The following is a 19,986-nucleotide window of genomic DNA, read 5'->3' on the forward strand; positions in this document are numbered from 1 at the left end:
CCCCAGATAGAAAGAACCCATAGCCATGACTCCTGCGCTCATCGTTGACGGCCTGATTGTGGTCGCCGTCCTCATTGCGCTCCTGAGTGGGTGGCGCAATGGCGCCCTCGCGGCGGTATTGGCCTCCATTGGTGTGGGCGCTGGGGTAGTGCTAGGCATTGCCGTGGCCCCGGCCGCCCTGCGCTTGGTGGATCAGCCCTCGCTGCGCTTGCTGCTGTTAGTGGGAATCCTGGTGCTTTTTGTGGGCGTCGGGCAGCTTATCGGATCCTCGTTGGGTGGCAGCGTGCGCGATCGCATGAAGGCGCGCAAGACGCAGCGCCTTGATTCCGCCGTGGGTGCGGTTTTTCAAGCCTTTGCCGCCTTGGTGGTTATTTGGCTCATTTCTATCCCCGTGGCCACCAACTTAGGTGGGGTGGCCGGCCAGGGCCTGCGCGATTCCCGCATCTTGGGCAAGCTCAACTCGGCCGCACCGGCGCAGGTAGCGTCGCTGCCCAATGGGGTGGCGGCGATGCTCAACGAGTCCGGCCTGCCGCCGCTAGTCTCGCCGTGGCAAAACTCGATTAGCACCGAGGAAGTAGAAGAGCCGGACCCAGACGTGCAGGATCCGGAGATGGTGCGGCGCATGCGGCCGTCTATCATTCACGTGCTTGGCGACGCCGAAGAGTGCTCCCGCCGCCTCATGGGTTCCGGCTTCGTGGCGGCCGATGACTACGTGATCACCAATGCTCACGTAGTGGCCGGCACGCAGACCGTGCGCTTGGATACCAAGGTGGGCCTCAAGGACGCGACCGTGGTCTACTACAACCCGGATGTGGATGTGGCGGTGCTGCACTCGCGCGACCTGGGCATCGATCCACTGCCATGGGCCCAGGCCCCGGCCCAGACGGGCGATGATGCCATGGTCATGGGCTTCCCGCACTCCGGGCCTTTCGACGCCGAGATGGCGCGCGTGCGCGATCGCATCACCATTTCCGGCCCGGATATCTACTCGCATGGTCGCGTGGAACGCGATTCCTACACCGTGCGCGGCAAGATCCAACAAGGAAATTCCGGCGGACCGCTGGTCAACACGGCCGGCGAGGTCCTCGGCGTGGTCTTCGGCGCCTCGGTGGATGATTCCGAGACCGGCTATGCCCTAACCGCCGATGAGGTCAATGCCCAAATCGGAGACATCACGCAGCTTACCCACCCTGTAGATACCGGCGAGTGCGTGGCGCACTAGCTATGTTCTTGTAGCCAGGCCGCCAGCGTGGAAACGAAATCCGCCGGTGCTTCCAAGTGCGGAAGGTTCTTCGCGCCGGGGATGGTCGTGGCGGTGAATCCGCGGCGGGCGCGCGAGGCGGCGCGGCGGACCACAGGGTTCCACAGTCGCTGTTGGGCGTGGATGAAGAGAACGGGACGCTCTACTGCCAGTTCCACCCAGGTCAAGGGAACCACGGCGGTGCGCATGCGGTGGTTCCACAAGATTCCACGGCTGACGCTGCCGATGCGGGAGGCGCGCAGGCGGAGATCGAGGATGCGGTCTAGGGTGGCGTCGGCAAGCAAAGGCCCCGTATCCAGCTCCAGCTCCTTGCGGTAGGCGCGGGGGCTAAGCAGCAGGTTTTGGGCGCGGGTAACGCGCGGCAGGCGGCACAGCAGCGAGCGCAGATTAATCCACCCAAAGTCCCACGGCCGGGCGGCAATCGCGCGGCGCAGATCCACCGGGTGGGCGGCGGAAATGGAGGCCAGGCCGCGCACCCGCTCAGGGCGCTCTGCGGCCAAACACCACGCCACCGCGCCGCCCGTATCGGCGCCCACCACAAAGGCATCGTCATGGCCCAAGGCCTGAATGAGCCCGCTAATATCGCCCACCAAAGTGCGGATATCCTGCCCCGCCTCAATGGGCGGCTTATCGGACATACCAAAGCCTCGCATATCCACGGCCGCGACGTGGAAGCCGCGTTGTGCAAGCGGCGCTATGACGTCCTGATAATCGAACCACCCGCCAAAAGCGCCGTGGATGAGCACCACGAGTGGCTGCGTGCTATCGCCCGCCGTGGCGACGTGCAGGCGGATGCCGCGGGTGTGGACGAACTCATGCGCATAAGGTCCATCCAGCTCCACCGTTGAGGGAGGCAGGGGTGCGAAGGCCATGGTGCCGCCTTTCTATAGTTGGGGCAGAAACGGTAGAGAAAAGGGGAGGAAGTACACAAAATCCGCCCCAGGCTAGCTAGGGCGGATAGAGGGGTGCACGTACGCGTGGCGCCTGCCGGTTTAGGTGTAGAGGCCGTGGGTGTTCTTACGGTCCAGAGACTTCTGTGCCTTGCCCGGAACCAGGTTCTTGAGCTCCTTGGTGGAGTCAATGGTCTTCTGCGGGGCCTTGACCTGCTTGACATTCTTCAGGCCAACGAAGGCCAGGATGCCGGCGAGGACGATCATGATCAAGAACACGATCAGGAACGCTGCCCAGCGGTCCAGCCAGACGGCGAGAAGCTCGGCCAGGAAGAAGAAAAAGAAGAAGGAGCTATACAGCGCGATGGTGCCTGCGCCACCGAAGAGGCCTGCACCGATGCCGCCCTTCTTAGCGGACTCTGCCAGCTCGGTCTTGGCTAGCTCCACCTCGGAGCGCACGAGCTGGGACATCTGCTCGGTGGCGTTGGAGACCAGCTGGCCTACCGAGGTCTCGGACGAGGACGTATCCACGTCACTCAAAGGGATCGAGTTCACCTTCGGTGCAAATTGATCAGTACCGTCGGTAAAAAGTCCATCGTTGCTCACGATTAATTCTCCTCGCGTTTATCTAAACCTTGTAATGTCCCCAATAATAATGGAATCACTATTATCCCATGGTGCCACGCATACTTAGGGACTTCCACGGCTATCCTAATGGATATGTCAGAAAATGACGCGTTATCCCCGCTGTTTCGCCTGCCGGGGGTGAAAGAAAGTGCAGAAAAGGCCGCCGCTGCCATCGCCCGTGCACACCGCCGACCTGCAGGATTGCGCAAGTTTGAGGTTATCTCTGCGGAGTCCCTCATGCGCGGCGCCCGCGCCAGCGTGGCGCTGGACGGCCACGCTATCCCCCCACATCCGGGACCGGAAGATATGGAAGAAGGGCCGCTGGCCAGCGCTGTCAGCGCCTATTCCGTGGCCGCCCCGGAACTCTTAGATGCTACGGTGCGCTCCTTTGCCCGGGCACCGCTGCAGGTGCTGGCGCGCATTGACGTCGCGGCCGGCGGTACCGGCATTCCGGCCGGCGAGAGTGCGCGCTTGCAAGGATTGGGACGGCTCATCGCGCAGGGTGACGGCCCTGCCTTCGATCTCTTGCTGCCGAGCGTGGTCCATGCCGAGATTGCCGCCGGCGAGTTCTTTGGCCCTCGCAGTGGCCTCGTCGCCCGCGTTGCCTCCCGCCTCGCCGCGGTGCATACGGGCTTTGACCCGCGCGGTTTCGCCGTGCCCGAGGTCTACTACACCCGCCACCGCGCCGAGTATGCCGCCGCGGTGGGCAATTATCGCACCGCGCTTGCCGACGCCCTCTTAACCCACCTCGCCGCCTGGACCGCCGGCGGCAAAGAAGCCGACGCGATTGCCCGCGCGGCCTAGGAGGCGCGCCGTGGGCCCCGCTTGGGCGGGCCGGGGCGGCCCGGGTGCTGGGCGAGCCACAGGCCAGCGCCGATAACTGCCGCGGTACCCGCCAGAACGGAGGCTCCGATTCCAATTTCCTTGGCGGTTGGCGCAGGCAGGAGCGGCACCGGGTCCTTAAAGGAGCGGATCTCCCAGTGGTGGGCGAGGGCGTGGCGCTTTAGCTGCTTGTCCGGGTTGACGGCGACGGGGTGGCCTACCTTTTCCAGCATCGGGATATCCGTCGCGGAATCCGAGTAGGCGTAGCTGGCAGCAAGGTCGAGGTTTTCTGCCGCTGCGGTCCGCTCCAGGGCCTCCGCTTTAGTGGGGCCCTTGCAGTAGAAGAGCACCTCGCCGGTAAAACGGCCGTTTTCCTCTGCCAATTCGGTGGCGATGACGTGCTCGACGCCGAGTTCCTCTGCGATGATGTCCACCAGCACGGCCGCGGAGGCAGAGACGATGACCACGTGGTGGCCAGCGGCGCGGTGGGCGCGGATGAGTTCGCGGGCCTCGGCATAAATGGAGGGCGTGACCACGTGATGCATGGTCTCGCGGGCGATGGCGCGCACCTCGTCCACGGACCAGCCCGTGACCAGTGCGGTGAGCTGGTCGCGGGTGGAATCCATGCCTTCGCTGGTTAGACCAGAAAACATATAGGTGGCCTTAGCAAGTGATAGCTGCAGTGCTTCGGCCGGCGAGATGAGCCCGTTGTGGAGGAATTCGCGACCAAACGCATAGGCCGAGGAGGTGGCGATGATGGTCTTGTCCAGATCGAAAAACGCCGCGGTGCGTGCGGGGTCGCCGCCAGCGCGGGTGGTGTCGGCGCGGCGGGGATGACGGGGCTCGCGGGAAGTAGTCATGATGTGCTGCCGAGTGTAGCTGCCCTAAGCGCTTGCTGGTGTAGAAGTGACTGATGTTAACGGTGATTTGTATGCCACTAATGTGGGATTGGGAACCCGCGTGGGGGTGGCGCTGAGTGAACATGCATTCGGTGCAGGTCAGCGCCGTGGCCGCGGAAATCTGCTGTTAGCTGTTGTGATTGGGTGGCGAACATGTCATAATAATGCGTGCAAGGCCCCGATATACTGTGCGGCCTGCCCCGGCTCACCCCCCCGAGGCCGGGTTACTGACGGCCCGCGCGCACACCCCCCCCGATGCGCGGGCCGTCACCTATATCTACCGCCGTGCGGAGCGGGTTATCCACAGATTTTTGGTTGAAACGACAACCAAATCGCGCCTACATGGTGACTTCTGGCGGGTTATCCACAGCATTGCCGCCGGAGCCTCGCTGCGGTTGCGCGACTGCTTCAGGCTATGAGGCATGAACGCATTACACCCTGATTCCGCCGTCATCATCGTCGCCATTGGTGACGAAGCGCTGCGCGCCGAGGCCGTTCACGCCGCGGCTGCGACCAGCCACGATGTGCTGACCGTAACCGATCCCCGCGATGTCCCGCGCAGCTTGCCCGGCGCCTATGCAGTGCTGGTTGATTCCCTTATGGCCCGCGTGGTGGCAGCAGCGCGGCGCACCCACACCGCGCCTGCGCCCGTGCTTTTCCTGGCCGCGGACCCCGGGCCGATTGACTACGAGGCGGCGCTCGCCTGCCACGCGGAGAGCGCCTTTATCATCCCCGCCCAGGTGAAGGAGTTGCTGGCGAGCATTGCCGCGGCGGGCGCGCCGCAGGAAGCGCGGCCGGGCAGCGCGACCATCGCCGTGGTGGGCGCGAGCGGTGGGGTGGGTACTTCGACCTTCGCTGCCGCGCTGGCCCGCACCCAGTGCGCAGCCGACGGTCGCGCCCTGCTTGTCGACGCCCGCCCATACTCCGGTGGCCTCGACCTCCTGCTCGGCGTAGAAGCGGAACCGGGGGCGCGCTGGCCGGAGCTTACCGTGGGCGATGGCAGCATCGATGCCGCTGATCTCTACCGCGCGCTGCCATCCACGCCTGATGGGGTAGCGGTGCTCTCCGCCGCGCGCAGCACCGTCGCGGATCCCTTCCGCCTAGAAAAGGATCTGCTCGCGCGGGTGGTAGGCGCGGCCCATGCGGGCGAGGGAGTATGCGTGGTGGATTGCACCCCGGAGACCATCCCGGATGCCTGTACCCACGTGGTCATCGTGGTGGCCGCGGAGGTGCGCTCGGCCGCGTCGGCCGCGCAACTTCTGGTGCGTCTCGATGCCGCGCGGCGCAGGTGCGTGGTGGTGCTGCGGCAACGCCAGTGGGCGTCGTTAAGCGCGGCGGAAGTAGAACGCATCGTCCACAGCACGGTGCTGGCAGAATTGCCAACGCTCCGGGGCCTCACCCGCACGGTAGAAATCGGCGGCCTACCGCAGCGCCTCCCCGCACCCTTGCGTAAGGCCGCCCGCGCGGTCCTCGAGGAGGTCGGCGCATGAGCGAGCATAAAGCAGCACAAGAAACGCTGGAAAAGATGCAGCGCATCATTGCCGCTGAGCCTAACTTGGTACAGGATGCTGCAGCCCTGGCCCGGCGCATTCGCGCAGAGGCCGGCGTGATTAGTGACGTTGCAGTGCTTGACTTGCTGCGCCGCCTGCGCCAAGACGCCACCGGGATGGGCCCGCTCGATGCGGTGCTGGGGCGCGAGGGCGTTACAGACGTCGTAGTCAACGGGCCACACGCGGTATTCATGGACCGCGGCGAAGGCCTCGAGCGCACCGATATCACCTTCCGCGATGATGCCGAGGTCCGCCAGCTGGCCAGCCGGCTTGCGGCAGCTTCAGGCACGCGCCTCGATGATGCGCAGCCCTTTGCCGATGGCCGCGTTACTCGCCCCGATGGTGTCGTGCTGCGCGTCCACGCCTTGCTAAGCCCGCCCGCGGTTGCCGGGACTTGCCTGAGCCTGCGTGTATTGCGCCAAGCGCAGACCACCTTGCCCCAGCTGGTAGACAATGGCACGCTGCCAGAAGACATCGCGGCGCTGCTGCGCGCCGTGGTGGACAAGCGGATTTCCTTCCTCGTCATCGGCGGCACCGGTTCCGGCAAAACCACCCTGCTCTCCGCGCTTTTGGGAACCGTCTCCGAGCGCGAACGCATCCTCGTTATCGAGGACACCGCCGAGCTTTCCCCACACCACCCGCACTGCGTCAGCGTGGTCTCGCGCCGGGCCAACGCGGAGGGAAGCGGCGAGGTCACGATGTCACAACTGCTGCGCCAAGCGCTGCGCATGCGGCCGGACCGCATCGTGGTGGGCGAAATCCGCGGCCGCGAGGTGGTGGATCTCCTCGCCGCTCTCAACACCGGCCACGATGGCGGCGCCGGCACGCTGCACGCCAATTCCCTCTTTGAAGTACCAGCCCGCATGGAGGCGCTCGCCGCCCTCGGCGGCTTGGACCGCGCGGCGCTGCACTCGCAATTGGCGGCGGCTGTGCACATGGTGCTGACCATGGAGCGCACCCCACAGGGCCGCCGCCTCGCCCATATCGGTGTGCTCGAGGGAAACCCAGTGACCCCGCGCATCATCTGGAGCGCCGAAGATGGCCCGGCGGACGGCTTCGCGGAATTCTCCGCGCAGCTGCTGGGAGAACAGGCCGGGGAGGCCAGCCGTGCTTAGTTACCTCATCCTTGCCGCTGCGCTGCTTATACCCGCGCCCTCGAGTGCCGGCCGCCTGGTCTTGGCCACGCGCCGGGCACAGACCAGCTCCGTGGTTATCCTAGGTGCAGTCTTTTGCGGCAGCCTGGTCTTCTACTCGGTGGGCCGCATCAGCATCGCCATCGCCGCCGCCATTATCGCGTGGTGCGTGTCCTGGTACGCGAAGGATATTGTGGCCGCGCGGGCGGAGCGGCGTGGCCGCGAGGGGCTGGCCGCTTACCTGGGCGTGGTCACCGCAGACCTGCGCGCAGGAGCGACCTTGGCTGGGGCGCTCGCCCGCGGCGTGGAGTCCCTGCCAGCCACCACCCCGCGCGAGGTATCCACAGCACTAGAGTCCACGGCCGCCCTTGCCGCGCGCGGTGCGCCGCCGCACATGGCGCTGACAGAAGCGCAGGGCGGCAAGGCCCTGCCAGAACTTCACCGCTTAGGTCACTTATTAGAGCTTTCCACCTACCACGGCATAGCGGTGGCCAGCTTGCTCGACCAAGCCCAAAGCCGCCTCGACGCTTCCCGACGCCACCAGCAATCCACCGCCGCTAGCCTGCAAGGCCCCCAAGCCACCGCCACGGTGCTCGCGTGCCTGCCCATAGCCGGCATCGCCATGGGCGGGGCCATGGGTGCCAACTCCCTCGGCTTCCTTTTAGGCGGCGGATTAGGCGGTATTCTCCTCGTGGTGGGTGTGGCGCTGGCCTGCGGCGGATTCGCCTGGTCGCGCGTCATTATCCGGAAGGCGGCCGCATGACCCCGCTCATCTTTATCGCCCTCGCCGCCCTCGTTGGCCTGCCGCCGCACACCGCCCGCCTGGCGCCTGCCAGCGCAACCGAGACCACCGCCAAGACCCCGCGCGATGGCCCGACCGCGCGCGGGGGACTGATAAGCAAGCTCAAGCCCGTCGCGCCGCTGGACCCACTGGCAGTAGCTGGCGACGTCGAGCTCTTCGCAGCATGCCTGGCCGCGGGACTATCCGTGCACGGCGCCACCACCGCGGTGGCCCGCACCGCGGATGCCCAGACCAAGGAACTGTGGGAGACCGTCGCCGCGCTGCTCGGCGTGGGCGTTCCCGCGCAGTCCGCGTGGGGCCACATGAAGAGCCATGCGGGGCTGGAGGACTTAGCGCAGCTTGTCATCATGTCGGGCCAATCCGGCGCCACCATCGCGGCCGGATGTCAACGAATCTGTACTTCTTTGCGCGCGGAAGCATCCGCCCACGCCACGGCGCAGGCGGAGCGCGCAGGAGTATTTATCGCCCTCCCGCTGGCGGTGTGCTTCCTGCCAGCATTCATCGTTCTAGGACTTGCGCCCGTAGTTATCAGTTTGGGCGCACAACTTCTCTAAACCTCACATGAAAGGACACTAATCATGCACGCACTTAATAAGTATTCCCAGCTCATCCGCAATGACGAGGGGATGAGCACCATCGAATATGCCATGGGATCTTTGGCGGCCGCCGCGCTTGCCGGGGTGCTCTACATGGTCATCAACGGCGGCGGGGTGGTCGATGCCATCGAGGGCATCATTACCGACGCCCTCTCGAATACCCCGAGCTAGCGACGCTCTTTAACCGCGGCCGGCGGGCCCAGCCTGCCGGCAGAAAGGAGGAAAGATGCACAGGGTATTTGATGACGATGGCTCCGTGACCATCGAGGCCGCCTTGGCTTTAAGCTCCCTGGTCTTGGTCGCGGCGGGAATCGTGGGTGCCATTGCCACGCTGGCATCCTATATCGCCGCGGTGGACATGGCGGGCGCGGCCGCGCGTTCGCACGCCATCGGCGTCGAATACCATCCCCCGCGCGAGGATGCCCAGGTCAGCGTGGAAGAAAGCGGTGGGTTGGTGAGGGCGTCGGTAAGCGTCGATGCCCCCGTCGGCACCATGCGCTCTGAGGCGGTATTTCCGGCCGAGGTGGGCGGAAATGAGTAGGCCGAGGCGCTGCGGCGAGGAAGGCTATGCCACCATTGCCGCGGCCGGTATCATCGTCGCCATCGTGAGCCTGCTGCTTATCGTGGCGGCAGTGGGCTCGCGCGTGGCCGCGCGACACGAGGCTCAGGTGGCGGCCGACCTCGCGGCGGTTGCCGGTGCCTGGGCCCTCGCTACGGGTGAAGATGCTTGCACCGCCGCGCGCGATACCGCCGCGCTTAACGACGCCACCTTAGAAACCTGCACCGAATCCGGCCGCGACGTCATCGTCACCGCCACAGTCCGTGGCCGGTCCACTCAAGCGAAGGCCGGGCCGGTATGACCTGGCAAGAAGCAGTAGTGCGCCTTATCCCCACCGCAGTGGCAGCCGTAGCAGGCTTTATCGCTTGGCGGGAATACCGCCGAAAGGTACGCGAAGAAATCAAATCGGATCATAGGCGGGAACAAGATAGATGGTGGGGAATTGTGCAGTGGTGTATCGATAAGACTGACTCGGCGGAAAGCGCCGAAAGAATTACTGGATGGTATTTTCTCCCCACAATTCTGGGATTATTATCGGACGTTGAAGGAGATTCCCCTTTTATCAACACGCTGTGGGATTTTGCCCAAGAGTTTAAAGAGGGTGAGCTCGACAAATCTGCCCCGAAAGAAGAAAGAGGCGATGCTCCATGAGGCATCCGCAAGGCTCGCCTTTTTACGAGCCGAATCCGGAAGTGCGGCGCACTCGCGCACGTGCAGCGGCGGAAATTCAGCGCATCATATTGGAGCGGTTTCCTCATCGGCGTGAGGAGCTATTGCAGCGCAGCGCCGACTATGAATACGCGCGGGCGCAGCGAGTAAATGAAGAAGAAGGCAAAACCGCTTAAGTTGCGGCTAGCCCTGCGTCATGGTGACCAGCGCACCCAGTAGCTTGATGGCGCCGTCCTTGCTCAGCGGGTTATTCCCGTTTCCGCACTTGGGCGACTGCACGCACGACGGGCAACCGGCTTCGCACGGACAAGAGCGCACCGCCTCGAAGGTGGCCGCGATCCATTCGGGGAAGCGGCGGAAGCCTTCCTCGGCAAAACCGGCGCCGCCGGGGTGGCCGTCGTAGACAAAGACGGTGGGCAGCTGCGTATCGGGGTGCAACGCGGTGGACACGCCGCCGATGTCCCAGCGGTCGCAGGTGGCGATAAGCGGTAATAGGCCAATGGCGGCGTGCTCGGCCGCGTGTAGGGTGCCGGGCGTATCGGAGGCCGTCACACCCATGGCGGAAAGCGCCATCGGATCGATGGTGTAGGCCACTGCCCGGGTGACCAGGCGCTGTTCGGGGAGATCGAGGGGGATGTCGTCGCCAATGGTGCCGTCGGCAAGCCGCACCTGGTAGCCGGTGACGCGGTCGGTGACCTCTACCTCCACGTCCGCCACCCACAGCCCCGGGGAGTAATTGACCAGGTTATCGGCCTCGCGCAGGATGCGGATATCCGTGGTGGAGCGCGGAGTCGTGGAATAATCCGGGGCCTCGGGGCGGGCCAGGGCTAGGTAATCGCTGAGGATGAGCTCCTCAATGACAAAACTCTCACCTTGGTGCAGGTACACCGCGCCGGGGTGGACCTGGCTGGTGGCGCGGGCGGCGTCGATGGTGCCGAGCAGGCGGCCGTCGGAGGAATCTACGATCATGACTTCCTCGCCCGCCCCGCCGCGCAGCGACACCGCGGTATGTGCCGTTTCGGGCGAGAGTTCCTCCGGTGAATGGGCAGGGACGGGCACGGCGAACCAGCCGCGCTCGCGGCGGCGCAGCAGGCCAGACTCGGCCAGCTGGTGGACCACGTCTTGGGCGCCCCAGGCGGCAATCGTGGCATCATCCAGCGGCTTTTCCACCGCGGCGCAATAGACGTGGCCGAAGAGGATATAGGGATTGGCCGGGTTGAAAACGCTGGCCTCCACCGGCCGACCCAGCAGGGCCTCGGGGTGGTGGACCAGGTAGGTATCCATCGGCTCATCGCGGGCGATGAGCACCACGAGCGAGCCCTGCCCGCGGCGGCCGGCGCGCCCGGCCTGCTGCCAAAAGCTCGCGACGGTCCCCGGGAAGCCGGCCGTGACCACAGCATCGAGCCCACCGACGTCGATACCCAGCTCGAGGGCGGAGGTGGTGGCGACGCCGAGCAAGGAGGCGTCGTCAAGCGCGCGCTCCAACTTGCGGCGGTCCTCGGCCAGGTAACCGGCGCGGTAGGCGGCGATGCGCTGGGCAAAATCGGGCCGGCCGAGGCTACCGGAGAGCACCTCGGCCGCGCGCATGGCTACTACCTCGGCCGAGCGGCGCGAACGCACAAAGGTCATGGTGCGTGCGCCCTCGGCGATGAAGGAGGCCATCATCTCGGCCGCCTCGGTGGTGGCGGCGCGGCGCACCGGCGCCCCGTGCTCGCCCTCGGCGCCCTCGATAAAGCCCGGCTCCCATAGCGCCACGGTGCGCGCGCCGGTGGGCGCGGTGTCCTCCGTAATCGCGCGGGCGGGCCGGCCGGTAAGGCGTTGCGCATGCCGGGCCGGGTCCTTCATGGTGGCCGAGGCATAAATTACCGTCGGCCGCGAGCCATAGTGCGCGCACAGACGCAGCAGGCGCCGCAGCACCAGCGCCACGTTCGCGCCAAAAACGCCCCGGTAGGAATGGCATTCATCGATGACAATGAACTCCAGGTGCCGCAGCAACCGCGCCCACCGCGCGTGCGCCGCCAGCAAGGACATGTGCACCATATCCGGATTGGAAAAAATGAACCGCGAATGATCGCGCACGCCCGCGCGGGATTCCTGCGGCGTATCGCCGTCATAAGGCGAGGGCACCACGCCCTTGAGCGCCGGAATGCCCCGGCACAGCTCGAGCACCGCCTGCAGCTGGTCCGACCCCAGCGCCTTGGTGGGGGTGAGATACAGCGCGCAGGCGCTCGGATCCTGCGCCAGCCGGCTCAAAATGGGCAGCTGGTAGCCCAGGGACTTTCCCGAAGACGTACCGGTAGAAATCACCGCATCCTCACCTGCCCAGGCGGCCTGCGCGAGCTCGGCCTGGTGCCTATACAGCTTGCCGACGCCCCCTTCGACCAGCTTCTCCTTCAATTCCGGCAGCACCCATTCGGGCCACTCGGCATACTGCGCACGCTGCGGCGGCAGGGTGGTGTGAAATGTGAGAGTGGACTCATCGAGGCGGCGCTGGATGAACTCGAGCAGCTCTTCTCCTAGGGGATTATCCGTTTCCGGGTGAGCCAATTTCTACCCCCTCATGAGTTAGGCCTATCGCTTTGGCGTGGAACGTGTCACACTGATATGAGGCCAATGATGTCTTGGTGCGGTGTTTACACTTTAAGGTACTGCTAAAGGACGCATTTACCGAACCCCTCGGCGCGGAATCGCCGCACCGCCAATCAAGAAAAGGACTGCACACCATGGCACAAGGAACCGTTAAGTGGTTTAACTCTGAAAAGGGCTACGGCTTCATCGAGCGCGCGGACGGCGAAGGCGATATCTTCGTCCACTACTCCGAGATCCAGGGCAGCGGTTTTCGCACCCTAGAAGAAAACCAGCAGGTCACCTTCGAAGTAGGCTCCGGCCCGAAGGGCGAGCAGGCCCAGTCCGTGTCCGTCATCTAGGCGGCCGGCTCCCTCGCTCAGGCCTTTCTGCTCAGGCCTTCCCGCTATGGCGTTTCGGCGTAGCCGCGGCGGGTATCCCACCACTCGGTGAACTTATTCTGCAGTTTCTGCAGGCCCACGCCGATGATGACGGCGGCGATGATGCTGACCACCACGGCCAGCACGGGCGAATTGGAAAAGGCCATGCCGCCCAGGTAGCCAATGGCGAGCGCTTCGGCCGCCCAGAGCGCGACGCCGATGGTGTCGAAGAAGACAAAGACGAGCCACGGGAAGCGCATCGACCCCAGCAGGATGGTCATAAATAGGCGCGCTGAAGGAATGAAGCGGGCAATAATAATGGCCGCACCGCCGCCGCGACGCATATTGCGCTTGACCCACTTGAGCCCCTCGTAGGCCTTCGATCCCTTAGGTACGCGCTGGAGCAGGGGCATGAAGCGCGTGCCCAGCAGGAAGCAGAGATTATCGCCCATCATGGCGGCAATGAGCGCTACGAAAAACATGGTGGGCAGGTGCGGAAAGCCCTGGGAGCCGGACCAGGCGCCGGCCATATTGAGCGGGATTTCAGAAGGCAGCACGGGGAAGAAGCAGTCACCGAAGATCAGCACGCCGACCAGCGGGTAGATCCACTCTGTGGACATGACGGTTTCGATCCACATAGTGATGGTGTCAACCATGAATCCTCCGCGGGCGTCGTCTTGGGTGTGCTATCGTGCCCCACAATGCTTTCACAGCTACTGGGCGTTCTAAGTAGGCCAGTATAGACCCGTTCCGTGGGGGTACATAGTGCCCCTGAAAACGGCCTTTTGGCAGAACCGCGTATATGGTGCGAGAAAGGAAACGCAGATCAACTGTGTACGCTAGGGGCGATTGCTGAAAGCGTGCAAACCTTATTGTTCGCATCATCGAAAGGGATGAAGTCGAAGTGGCAGAAGCAGCCGGGCCGGGAAAGACCTTGGTGATCGTCGAGTCGGCGACGAAGGCGAAGAAGATTCAGCCTTACCTCGGAGATAACTACATCGTGGAGGCCTCCGTGGGCCATATCCGCGATCTTCCCCGTGGCGCTGCGGACGTGCCGGCTAAGTATAAGAAGGAATCCTGGGCGCGCCTCGGCGTGAACCCGGAGGATGACTTCGCCCCGCTGTACGTGGTGAGCCCCGATAAAAAGAAGAAGGTCGCAGACCTCAAGTCCAAGCTGAAGCAGTGCGATCAGCTCTACCTCGCAACAGACCCCGACCGCGAGGGCGAGGCCATCGCCTGGCACCTGCTTGAGGTCCTCAAGCCCAAGGTTCCGGTGCGCCGCATGGTCTTTAACGAGATCACCAAGTCCGCGATCCTGGAGGCCGCGGACAATACCCGCGATTTGGATTACAACCTTATCGACGCCCAGGAAACCCGCCGTATCCTCGACCGTCTCTACGGCTATGAGGTCTCCCCGGTGCTGTGGAAGAAGGTTATGCCACGGCTTTCTGCCGGCCGCGTGCAGTCGGTGGCCACCCGCGTCATCGTCGAGCGCGAGCGCGAGCGCATGGCGTTCATCCCCGCGGACTACTGGGATCTGGCCGCCACGCTAGATACCGGCGCTGCGGACGCGGATAACCCCGCTACTTTCGACGCCCGCCTTACCGCCGTCAATAGCAAGCGCGTGGCCTTGGGCCGCGACTTTGATGACCGCGGAAACGTCAAGAGCAAAGACGTCATCGTCATCACCGAGCCACAGGCCAAGGCGCTAGAAACCGCGCTGCGCGGTGCGGATATGCAGGTCGCTGGGGTCGAACACAAGCCCTATACGCGCAAGCCCTATGCGCCGTTTATGACCTCTACGCTGCAGCAGGAGGCCGGCCGCCGCCTGCACTTTACCTCTGAGCGCACCATGCGCATTGCGCAGCGACTGTACGAAAACGGCCACATTACTTATATGCGTACGGACTCTACCTCGCTCTCTCAGCAGGGCCTGTCGGCTGCGCGCAATTCCGCTACCAGCATCTATGGTGCAGAATACGTCTCTGATTCCCCGCGCGTATATGACCGCAAGGTGAAAAACTCCCAGGAGGCCCACGAGGCCATCCGACCGGCCGGCGAGTCCTTCGCCACCCCGGGCCAGCTCTCTGGCCAGTTGGATGCGGAGGAGTTTAAGCTCTATGACCTGATTTGGAAGCGCACCGTCGCCTCTCAGATGGCCGATGCCAAGGGAACCTCCATGAAGGTCACCGTGGCCGGCACCGCCGCCACCGATAAGGGCAGCTACGACGTGGAATTCTCCGCCACCGGCCGCACCATTACCTTCCCCGGCTTCCTGAAGGCCTACGGCGCGGACGACGCCAAGGGGGACAAGAAGGGCGAGACCCGCCTGCCGCACTTGGAGGAGGGCCGCGGCCTGACCGCCAAGGAGGTCTCCGCCGAGGGACACTCCACCAACCCGCCGGCGCGCTATACCGAAGCCAGCCTGGTCAAGAAGATGGAGGACCTAGGCATCGGTCGCCCGTCCACCTACGCGTCCATCATCAAGACCATCCAGGACCGCGGCTATGTGGTCTCGCGCGGCAATGCGCTGGTGCCATCCTGGGTTGCCTTCGCCGTCGTAGGCCTATTGGAGGAAAACTTCACCGAGCTGGTGGACTATGACTTCACCTCTTCCATGGAAGACGAGCTAGACCAGATTGCCACCGGTATCGAGGACGGTACCGCCTGGCTTAACGGCTTCTACTTTGGCAACGCCGAGGCCAACGAGCAGAAGGCGGCTTCCATTGCCCGGCACGGCGGCTTGAAGTCGCTTATCGACGTCAACCTAGAAGCCATCGATGCCCGCAAGGTCAACTCCCTGCGTCTTTATACCGATACCGAGGGCCGCGACGTCTTCGTCCGCGTGGGTCGCTATGGCCCGTATATCGAGCGCGCCGTTGGCACTAACGACGACGGCAGCATCGAGTATCAGCGCGCTAACCTGTCCGAAACCGTCACCCCGGATGGACTGAACGAGGAGCTGGCGGAAAAGCTCTTCGCCACCCCGCAGGGCGGCCGTGAGCTAGGCGAGAACCCAGAAAACGGCCGCATGATCGTGGCCAAGGAGGGCCGCTTTGGCCCGTATGTCACCGAGGTCGTCCGCGAGGATGAGCGGGAGAAGGCCGAGGGTGAGGCCGAGGAGGTCGTCGCTAAGGAGCGCGCCGAGGAAGACAAGCAACGCGCCGAGGAAGGCAAGCGTGCCAAGAACTGGGAAACCAAGACGGCCGCGAAGCAGAAGGAAAAGCGCGTCAAGGAGTACATCGAGAACAAGCTCAAGCCGGGTACGGCTTCGCTGTTTAGCTCCATGGAACCCTCCACTGTGACTTTGGAGGAGGCCCTCAAGCTGCTTTCTCTGCCGCGCGAGGTGGGCGAGGACGACGGCGTGATGATCACCGCGCAGAACGGGCGCTATGGCCCGTACCTGAAGAAGGGTACCGATTCGCGCTCGCTGGCTAAGGAAGAGCAGATCTTCACCATCACCTTGGACGAGGCCCGCCGCATCTACGCCGAGCCGAAGCGTCGCGGCCGCGCCGCGGCCCAGCCGCCGATTAAGCAGCTGGGCGATAACGACGTCTCCGGCAAGCCCATGACCGTCAAGGACGGCCGCTTCGGCCCCTATGTCACCGATGGCACCACCAATGCCTCCCTGCGCCGCGGCGATGACCCGGAGCAGCTTACCGACGCCCGCGCGAACGAACTCCTTTCCGAGCGCCGCGCCAAGGAAGCTTCCGGCGAGACCAAGAAGAAGTCCACCAAGAAGTCCTCTAAGAAGACGACGAAGAAGAAGGCAACCAAGAAGGCCACCAAAAAGTCCACGAAGAAGGCTGGCAAGAAGGCAACTAAGAAGCCCTCGCCCGGCACGAAGAACGTGGTAAAGGCCGGCTCGCGCAAGAAGTAACCGCGTAAGGTGGCGGGCATGAACGATTTTCTTGCCCGCACCCAAGAAGGCGCCGCGGCCCTGCGGCGCGCCGTCACCATCAAAACGCGGCCGCAGCTTTTGGCCTCGGTACGCGAAGAGCCCGCCGTTGGCGCCGGAGTTGTAGCCGGAGCTATTGGCCAGGTGGAAAAGGCCCGCACCCTGACCCGTCCTTCGGTGCTCGGCGTGGCGGCCGTAACGGCGAGCCATGCCGCCTATGCGTGGAGCCTATATCGCCGCGGCGCGCGCAACGACGCCCTGGGTTGGAGCCTGCGCGCGGCCGTATGGGGCGCGGGCGTTGCCGCAACTCGCAAGGAGCCGACGGCCGCTGCGGTCGCGGTGGGCGGCGCGGCGGTGCTCACGACCTCGGCATTGGCGGGAGATCCAGCGCTGCGCACCGATGCCGGCAAGGGCATGAGCCACGGCACCAACCTGCTCGTTGCGGCCGAGGGGCTGACGGCCCTGCGCGCGGCGCTCGCGCAGCAACATAGCGGTAAGCGGAAGCAGGGGGCGCGCCTAGTGGGCGCGGCCGAGGCGGGCGCCCTAGCGGTCGGCCATCTGCTGCTTCTCGATGGCCTGTGCCGCACGCGGTAGCTGCGGCTGCATCGTCGGACCGTAGGACAGCCGGCGGTGCACCGCCTCGAACGGCCCGCGGAGGTCGAAGACTTCCAGCACGCAGGCCCCGATAAGCGTGACCAGCCACACCGCGAATGCCAGCGCGGCCTGGCCGAAGGCGCCCAGATCGTGGCCGAAGTTCAGCGTGAACGGGTGCACGAGGAAGAAAAAGAGAATGGACTGCCCTACGTAGCCGCTCATGGAGCGCTTGCCCAGCGCCGCAAAAGGCCACAGCACTGTGGGCAGCGGCGCGCCGGCCGAGAGCCGCTCCTGCACCGGCTGCAGCAGCAGCGCGAGCCCGGCCAGGATGCCAGGTCCGGTAAAGACACCGATGAAAGCGTTGGCATTATTGGCCGCATTGGCCCAGCGCTGCTCGATGACCCCCAGCGTGCTCAAAGACCACAAGGCGCCGATAACCACGGTAATGATCACCGCGACGGCCACCCAGCGGAGGAGGGTGGGGCGGTGAGAGGGGACGTCGGCAAGCACGCTCTGGCGCGCCCACACAAAGCCCACGAGCATGACGGGCAGGTACATCAGCACAATGATCGGCGTGGCAACAGCCTGGCTGCCAAGGGTAATAAGCTGGCTGAGCAGCAGATCGGGGTAGGACTCGATGGTGCCAATGCCCTCCGTGGCCACCACGCCGCTGGGATCCACAGCGCCGGAAATGAAGGCCACCACCCCGCCCAGCGCGCACAGCGCGAATAGGATATAGGCAACGCGCAGGAGGGTAGAATCCCGTTTGCGCAGCAGGAAGGCGATGATAATTCCCGCCACGCCATAGAAGAACATAATGTCGCCCCAAAACAGCAGCACCAGGTGCACTGCGCCCATGAGCGCCAAGAAGGCATAGCGCTTGGCGATGACCCAGCGCGCCGCCCGCACCGGAAACCCGCGCCGCCACAGACTCATCGCAATGAGCCCCACGCCAAAGCCGAGCAGGGTAGAAAACATGGGCAGGCCGCGGTTGTGGACAAAGAAGGCGCCGAAGACCACGGCCGCCTTATCCCACGCGCTGCCATCAATGATGCCGCCGAAATAGCTGCCCGGCCGGTCGGTGGTGATGATCCATGCCGTGGTCATATTGGCCATGGCGATGCCTAGAAGGGCCATGCCGCGCGCCACATCGGGCACGATCATGCGGGGCCGGGGAGCTGAGCTCACTTAAAAACCTCGTTATACCTCGGAACGTTCTGCCAGGGTAGCGCGGATAGGGCGAGCCAGCTGGGTCATGCGGTGACGGCCGCGCAGCTCAATGGATTTCATCATAGTCCAGCGGGCCTGCTCGGCCTCGTTAGCGGTCTTGAGCGTGGCGGCGTTGGTAAGAACCTGGCCCGGGGTGTCCTTGGCCAGCTCGGTCAGGCGCGCAGCCTCGTTCACGGCGTCACCAATGACGGTGTATTCGAAGCGATCCGCGCCGCCGATATGCCCGGCCACAACGTGCCCCGCCGCCACGCCAATGCCCGCCTGCAGCTCCAGCCCGCGCAACTCGCCGCGCAGCTCGCGGGCGGCCTGCAGCGCCATGGAGGCGGAATCATAAACATTGAGCGGCGCGCCAAAGACAGCCAGCGCGGCATCGCCCTGGAACTTGTTAATGATGCCTTTATTGCGGTGCACCACCTCGACGACGTGCTCGAAGAACTTATTGAGCTCCTCCACTACCTCCTCGGGGGAGTGGTTGACGGCGAAAGTAGTAGAACCGATGACGTCAATGAAGAGCACAGCGACCTTGCGGTCCTCGCCGCCCAACTCGGGGCGCTCCTCTAGGGCGCGCTGCGCCACCTCGACGCCGACGTAGCGGCCGAAGATATCGCGCACGCGCTGGCGCTCGCGCAAGCCGCGCATCATCTCGTTGAAACCGGCCTGCAGTACGCCCAGCTCGGACCCGTCATAGATATCGACCTCGGCATCGTTCTCGCCACGGCGCACCCGGTTAATGGCGTCCTGCAGCTCCACGATCGGGTCCACCACGCTCATCACCGCGAAGCTAGTACCGATAAACCCGGTGGCCAGAGCGGTAAGTGCCAGGGCCGTGATGGCGGGAACCAGGTCTCCTGCGGTGCCGGAGAAGAGCCCGGTGCGCTGGGCGATGAGCACGAGCAAGATGCCGACCAACGGCACGCCGGAGGTCATCAGCCAGGTCGAAATGAGGCGGTACTTGATGGGCGGCTCCAGGGTGGCGTCCTCGAAGCGGCGCGCCACCGCCTGGGCGGCCACAGGGCGCACGAGGCGCTCGGCCTGCAGGTAAGTCAAGATGACCACCACGAGGCCGGCCAGGGTGGCGGACACGCCCACGACGAGCCCGAGGCTGCCGGATTCCCGGCCGGAAATTACCACGGCCAGGATGATGCCGATGAGCCACACCGCGGCCGCCACCGCGGATTGGTAGACGGGAATGCGCAGCACCAGGTTGCGCACCATATTCGGATCGTGCTCGTCCGGGTTGCGCTGCCAGTCCAGCACTGGGCGGAAAAGCAGCAGGGTGACGGCGATGCCGATGACCACGGCAAAGATGAGGTACACCGCGGCGACGCCCATCAGGCTGGGCAGCTCGGCGGCAAAGTCCTTAATCTCCGGCATCGGCAGGAAATAAAGGACAAAGGTCATGATGGCGATGGCGCCGATGAGGTTCGCGCCAAGGACTAAGGCGGCGTAGACCGGCCATTGGGTACCCATGAGCCATCGTGCGCCGCGCAGTAGTCTGTTCATGCCTTCAT

General features: G+C 64.6%; 21 protein-coding genes. 14 read left to right on the plus strand and 7 right to left on the minus strand.

The annotated features are described in order from the left end of the window. The first annotated feature begins 25 nt into the window (after positions 1 to 25). On the plus strand, positions 26 to 1,222 hold the full coding sequence (locus CORTU0001_RS02465) for a MarP family serine protease (RefSeq protein ID WP_005327129.1): 1,197 nt from the start codon (positions 26 to 28) through the stop codon (positions 1,220 to 1,222). Here CORTU0001_RS02465 and CORTU0001_RS02470 read toward each other — a convergent pair. Both CORTU0001_RS02470 and CORTU0001_RS02475 read right to left on the minus strand, forming a co-directional pair. Beyond that, positions 1,219 to 2,133 carry an alpha/beta fold hydrolase gene (locus CORTU0001_RS02470; RefSeq protein ID WP_005327130.1) on the minus strand — a complete coding sequence of 305 codons (915 nt, stop codon included), beginning with the start codon at positions 2,131 to 2,133 and terminating at the stop codon, positions 1,219 to 1,221. The two genes, CORTU0001_RS02465 and CORTU0001_RS02470, sit on opposite strands and share 4 nt — an antisense overlap. A gap of 120 nt (positions 2,134 to 2,253) precedes the next feature. Next, the gene (locus tag CORTU0001_RS02475; RefSeq protein WP_005323120.1) at positions 2,254 to 2,757 is read right to left on the minus strand and encodes a phage holin family protein; all 504 of its coding nucleotides are present in this window, start codon (positions 2,755 to 2,757) and stop codon (positions 2,254 to 2,256) included. Between the two features lie 108 nt (positions 2,758 to 2,865). Here CORTU0001_RS02475 and CORTU0001_RS02480 point away from each other — a divergent pair, with 108 nt between their 5' ends. Further along, positions 2,866 to 3,582, plus strand: a complete 717-nt coding sequence (locus CORTU0001_RS02480; RefSeq protein ID WP_005327131.1) for a hypothetical protein — start codon at positions 2,866 to 2,868, stop codon at positions 3,580 to 3,582. Here the strand turns inward: CORTU0001_RS02480 and CORTU0001_RS02485 are convergent. Continuing rightward, positions 3,579 to 4,460: an HAD family hydrolase gene (locus tag CORTU0001_RS02485; protein ID WP_005327132.1), complete on the minus strand. Its 882-nt coding sequence runs from the start codon at positions 4,458 to 4,460 to the stop codon at positions 3,579 to 3,581. The two genes, CORTU0001_RS02480 and CORTU0001_RS02485, sit on opposite strands and share 4 nt — an antisense overlap. Before the next feature lie 461 nt (positions 4,461 to 4,921). Between CORTU0001_RS02485 and ssd the strand changes: the two genes are divergently transcribed. Genes ssd through CORTU0001_RS02530 form a run of 9 tightly spaced genes read left to right on the plus strand, consistent with a single transcriptional unit; the run spans position 4,922 to position 9,984 of the window. Then, positions 4,922 to 5,989, plus strand: a complete 1,068-nt coding sequence (gene ssd / locus CORTU0001_RS02490; RefSeq protein ID WP_005327133.1) for a septum site-determining protein Ssd — start codon at positions 4,922 to 4,924, stop codon at positions 5,987 to 5,989. Further along, positions 5,986 to 7,164, plus strand: coding sequence for a TadA family conjugal transfer-associated ATPase (locus CORTU0001_RS02495; RefSeq protein ID WP_005327134.1), 1,179 nt, complete (start codon positions 5,986 to 5,988; stop codon positions 7,162 to 7,164). Before ssd ends, CORTU0001_RS02495 begins: the two co-directional genes overlap by 4 nt. Then, positions 7,157 to 7,945, plus strand: a complete 789-nt coding sequence (locus tag CORTU0001_RS02500; protein ID WP_005327135.1) for a type II secretion system F family protein — start codon at positions 7,157 to 7,159, stop codon at positions 7,943 to 7,945. The genes CORTU0001_RS02495 and CORTU0001_RS02500 overlap by 8 nt, the downstream gene beginning before the upstream one ends. Continuing rightward, positions 7,942 to 8,538 (plus strand): type II secretion system F family protein, encoded by a 597-nt coding sequence (locus CORTU0001_RS02505; protein ID WP_005327137.1) that lies wholly within the window; start codon positions 7,942 to 7,944, stop codon positions 8,536 to 8,538. The genes CORTU0001_RS02500 and CORTU0001_RS02505 overlap by 4 nt, the downstream gene beginning before the upstream one ends. Before the next feature lie 24 nt (positions 8,539 to 8,562). Next, entirely contained in the window at positions 8,563 to 8,751 is a 189-nt protein-coding gene (locus CORTU0001_RS02510; RefSeq protein ID WP_005327144.1) for a DUF4244 domain-containing protein, read from the plus strand. A gap of 55 nt (positions 8,752 to 8,806) precedes the next feature. Then, positions 8,807 to 9,121 carry a hypothetical protein gene (locus CORTU0001_RS02515; protein WP_005323101.1) on the plus strand — a complete coding sequence of 105 codons (315 nt, stop codon included), beginning with the start codon at positions 8,807 to 8,809 and terminating at the stop codon, positions 9,119 to 9,121. Next, positions 9,114 to 9,440 carry an Rv3654c family TadE-like protein gene (locus CORTU0001_RS02520; RefSeq protein ID WP_005327146.1) on the plus strand — a complete coding sequence of 109 codons (327 nt, stop codon included), beginning with the start codon at positions 9,114 to 9,116 and terminating at the stop codon, positions 9,438 to 9,440. The genes CORTU0001_RS02515 and CORTU0001_RS02520 overlap by 8 nt, the downstream gene beginning before the upstream one ends. Next, positions 9,437 to 9,790 carry a hypothetical protein gene (locus CORTU0001_RS02525; protein ID WP_005327147.1) on the plus strand — a complete coding sequence of 118 codons (354 nt, stop codon included), beginning with the start codon at positions 9,437 to 9,439 and terminating at the stop codon, positions 9,788 to 9,790. Before CORTU0001_RS02520 ends, CORTU0001_RS02525 begins: the two co-directional genes overlap by 4 nt. Continuing rightward, positions 9,787 to 9,984, plus strand: coding sequence for a hypothetical protein (locus CORTU0001_RS02530; RefSeq protein WP_005327148.1), 198 nt, complete (start codon positions 9,787 to 9,789; stop codon positions 9,982 to 9,984). Before CORTU0001_RS02525 ends, CORTU0001_RS02530 begins: the two co-directional genes overlap by 4 nt. 7 nt (positions 9,985 to 9,991) lie before the next feature. Here CORTU0001_RS02530 and CORTU0001_RS02535 read toward each other — a convergent pair whose 3' ends face one another. Then, positions 9,992 to 12,355, minus strand: a complete 2,364-nt coding sequence (locus CORTU0001_RS02535; RefSeq protein WP_005327149.1) for a Zn-binding domain-containing protein — start codon at positions 12,353 to 12,355, stop codon at positions 9,992 to 9,994. A 176-nt stretch (positions 12,356 to 12,531) separates the two neighbouring features. On the opposite strand from CORTU0001_RS02535, the gene CORTU0001_RS02540 reads away from it, so the two are divergent. Continuing rightward, the gene (locus CORTU0001_RS02540; protein ID WP_005323097.1) at positions 12,532 to 12,735 is read left to right on the plus strand and encodes a cold-shock protein; all 204 of its coding nucleotides are present in this window, start codon (positions 12,532 to 12,534) and stop codon (positions 12,733 to 12,735) included. A 44-nt stretch (positions 12,736 to 12,779) separates the two neighbouring features. Here the strand turns inward: CORTU0001_RS02540 and CORTU0001_RS02545 are convergent, their stop codons facing one another. After that, positions 12,780 to 13,409, minus strand: coding sequence for a DedA family protein (locus CORTU0001_RS02545; protein WP_005327150.1), 630 nt, complete (start codon positions 13,407 to 13,409; stop codon positions 12,780 to 12,782). Between the two features lie 248 nt (positions 13,410 to 13,657). Here CORTU0001_RS02545 and topA point away from each other — a divergent pair, with 248 nt between their 5' ends. Together topA and CORTU0001_RS02555 are read left to right on the plus strand one after the other, a co-directional pair. After that, the gene (gene topA, locus CORTU0001_RS02550; protein ID WP_005327151.1) at positions 13,658 to 16,633 is read left to right on the plus strand and encodes a type I DNA topoisomerase; all 2,976 of its coding nucleotides are present in this window, start codon (positions 13,658 to 13,660) and stop codon (positions 16,631 to 16,633) included. Between the two features lie 18 nt (positions 16,634 to 16,651). Next, positions 16,652 to 17,245 carry a hypothetical protein gene (locus tag CORTU0001_RS02555; protein ID WP_050776577.1) on the plus strand — a complete coding sequence of 198 codons (594 nt, stop codon included), beginning with the start codon at positions 16,652 to 16,654 and terminating at the stop codon, positions 17,243 to 17,245. Here CORTU0001_RS02555 and CORTU0001_RS02560 read toward each other — a convergent pair. Beyond that, the gene (locus tag CORTU0001_RS02560; protein ID WP_244262077.1) at positions 17,195 to 18,433 is read right to left on the minus strand and encodes a DUF418 domain-containing protein; all 1,239 of its coding nucleotides are present in this window, start codon (positions 18,431 to 18,433) and stop codon (positions 17,195 to 17,197) included. The two genes, CORTU0001_RS02555 and CORTU0001_RS02560, sit on opposite strands and share 51 nt — an antisense overlap. Before the next feature lie 12 nt (positions 18,434 to 18,445). Next, a complete protein-coding gene (locus CORTU0001_RS02565; RefSeq protein WP_005327155.1) occupies positions 18,446 to 19,978 on the minus strand; it encodes an adenylate/guanylate cyclase domain-containing protein in 1,533 nt (510 codons plus the stop codon). Positions 19,979 to 19,986: the final 8 nt, after the last annotated feature.

The sequence above is a fragment of the Corynebacterium tuberculostearicum SK141 genome (genome assembly GCF_000175635.1).
Lineage (GTDB): Bacteria > Actinomycetota > Actinomycetes > Mycobacteriales > Mycobacteriaceae > Corynebacterium > Corynebacterium tuberculostearicum_C.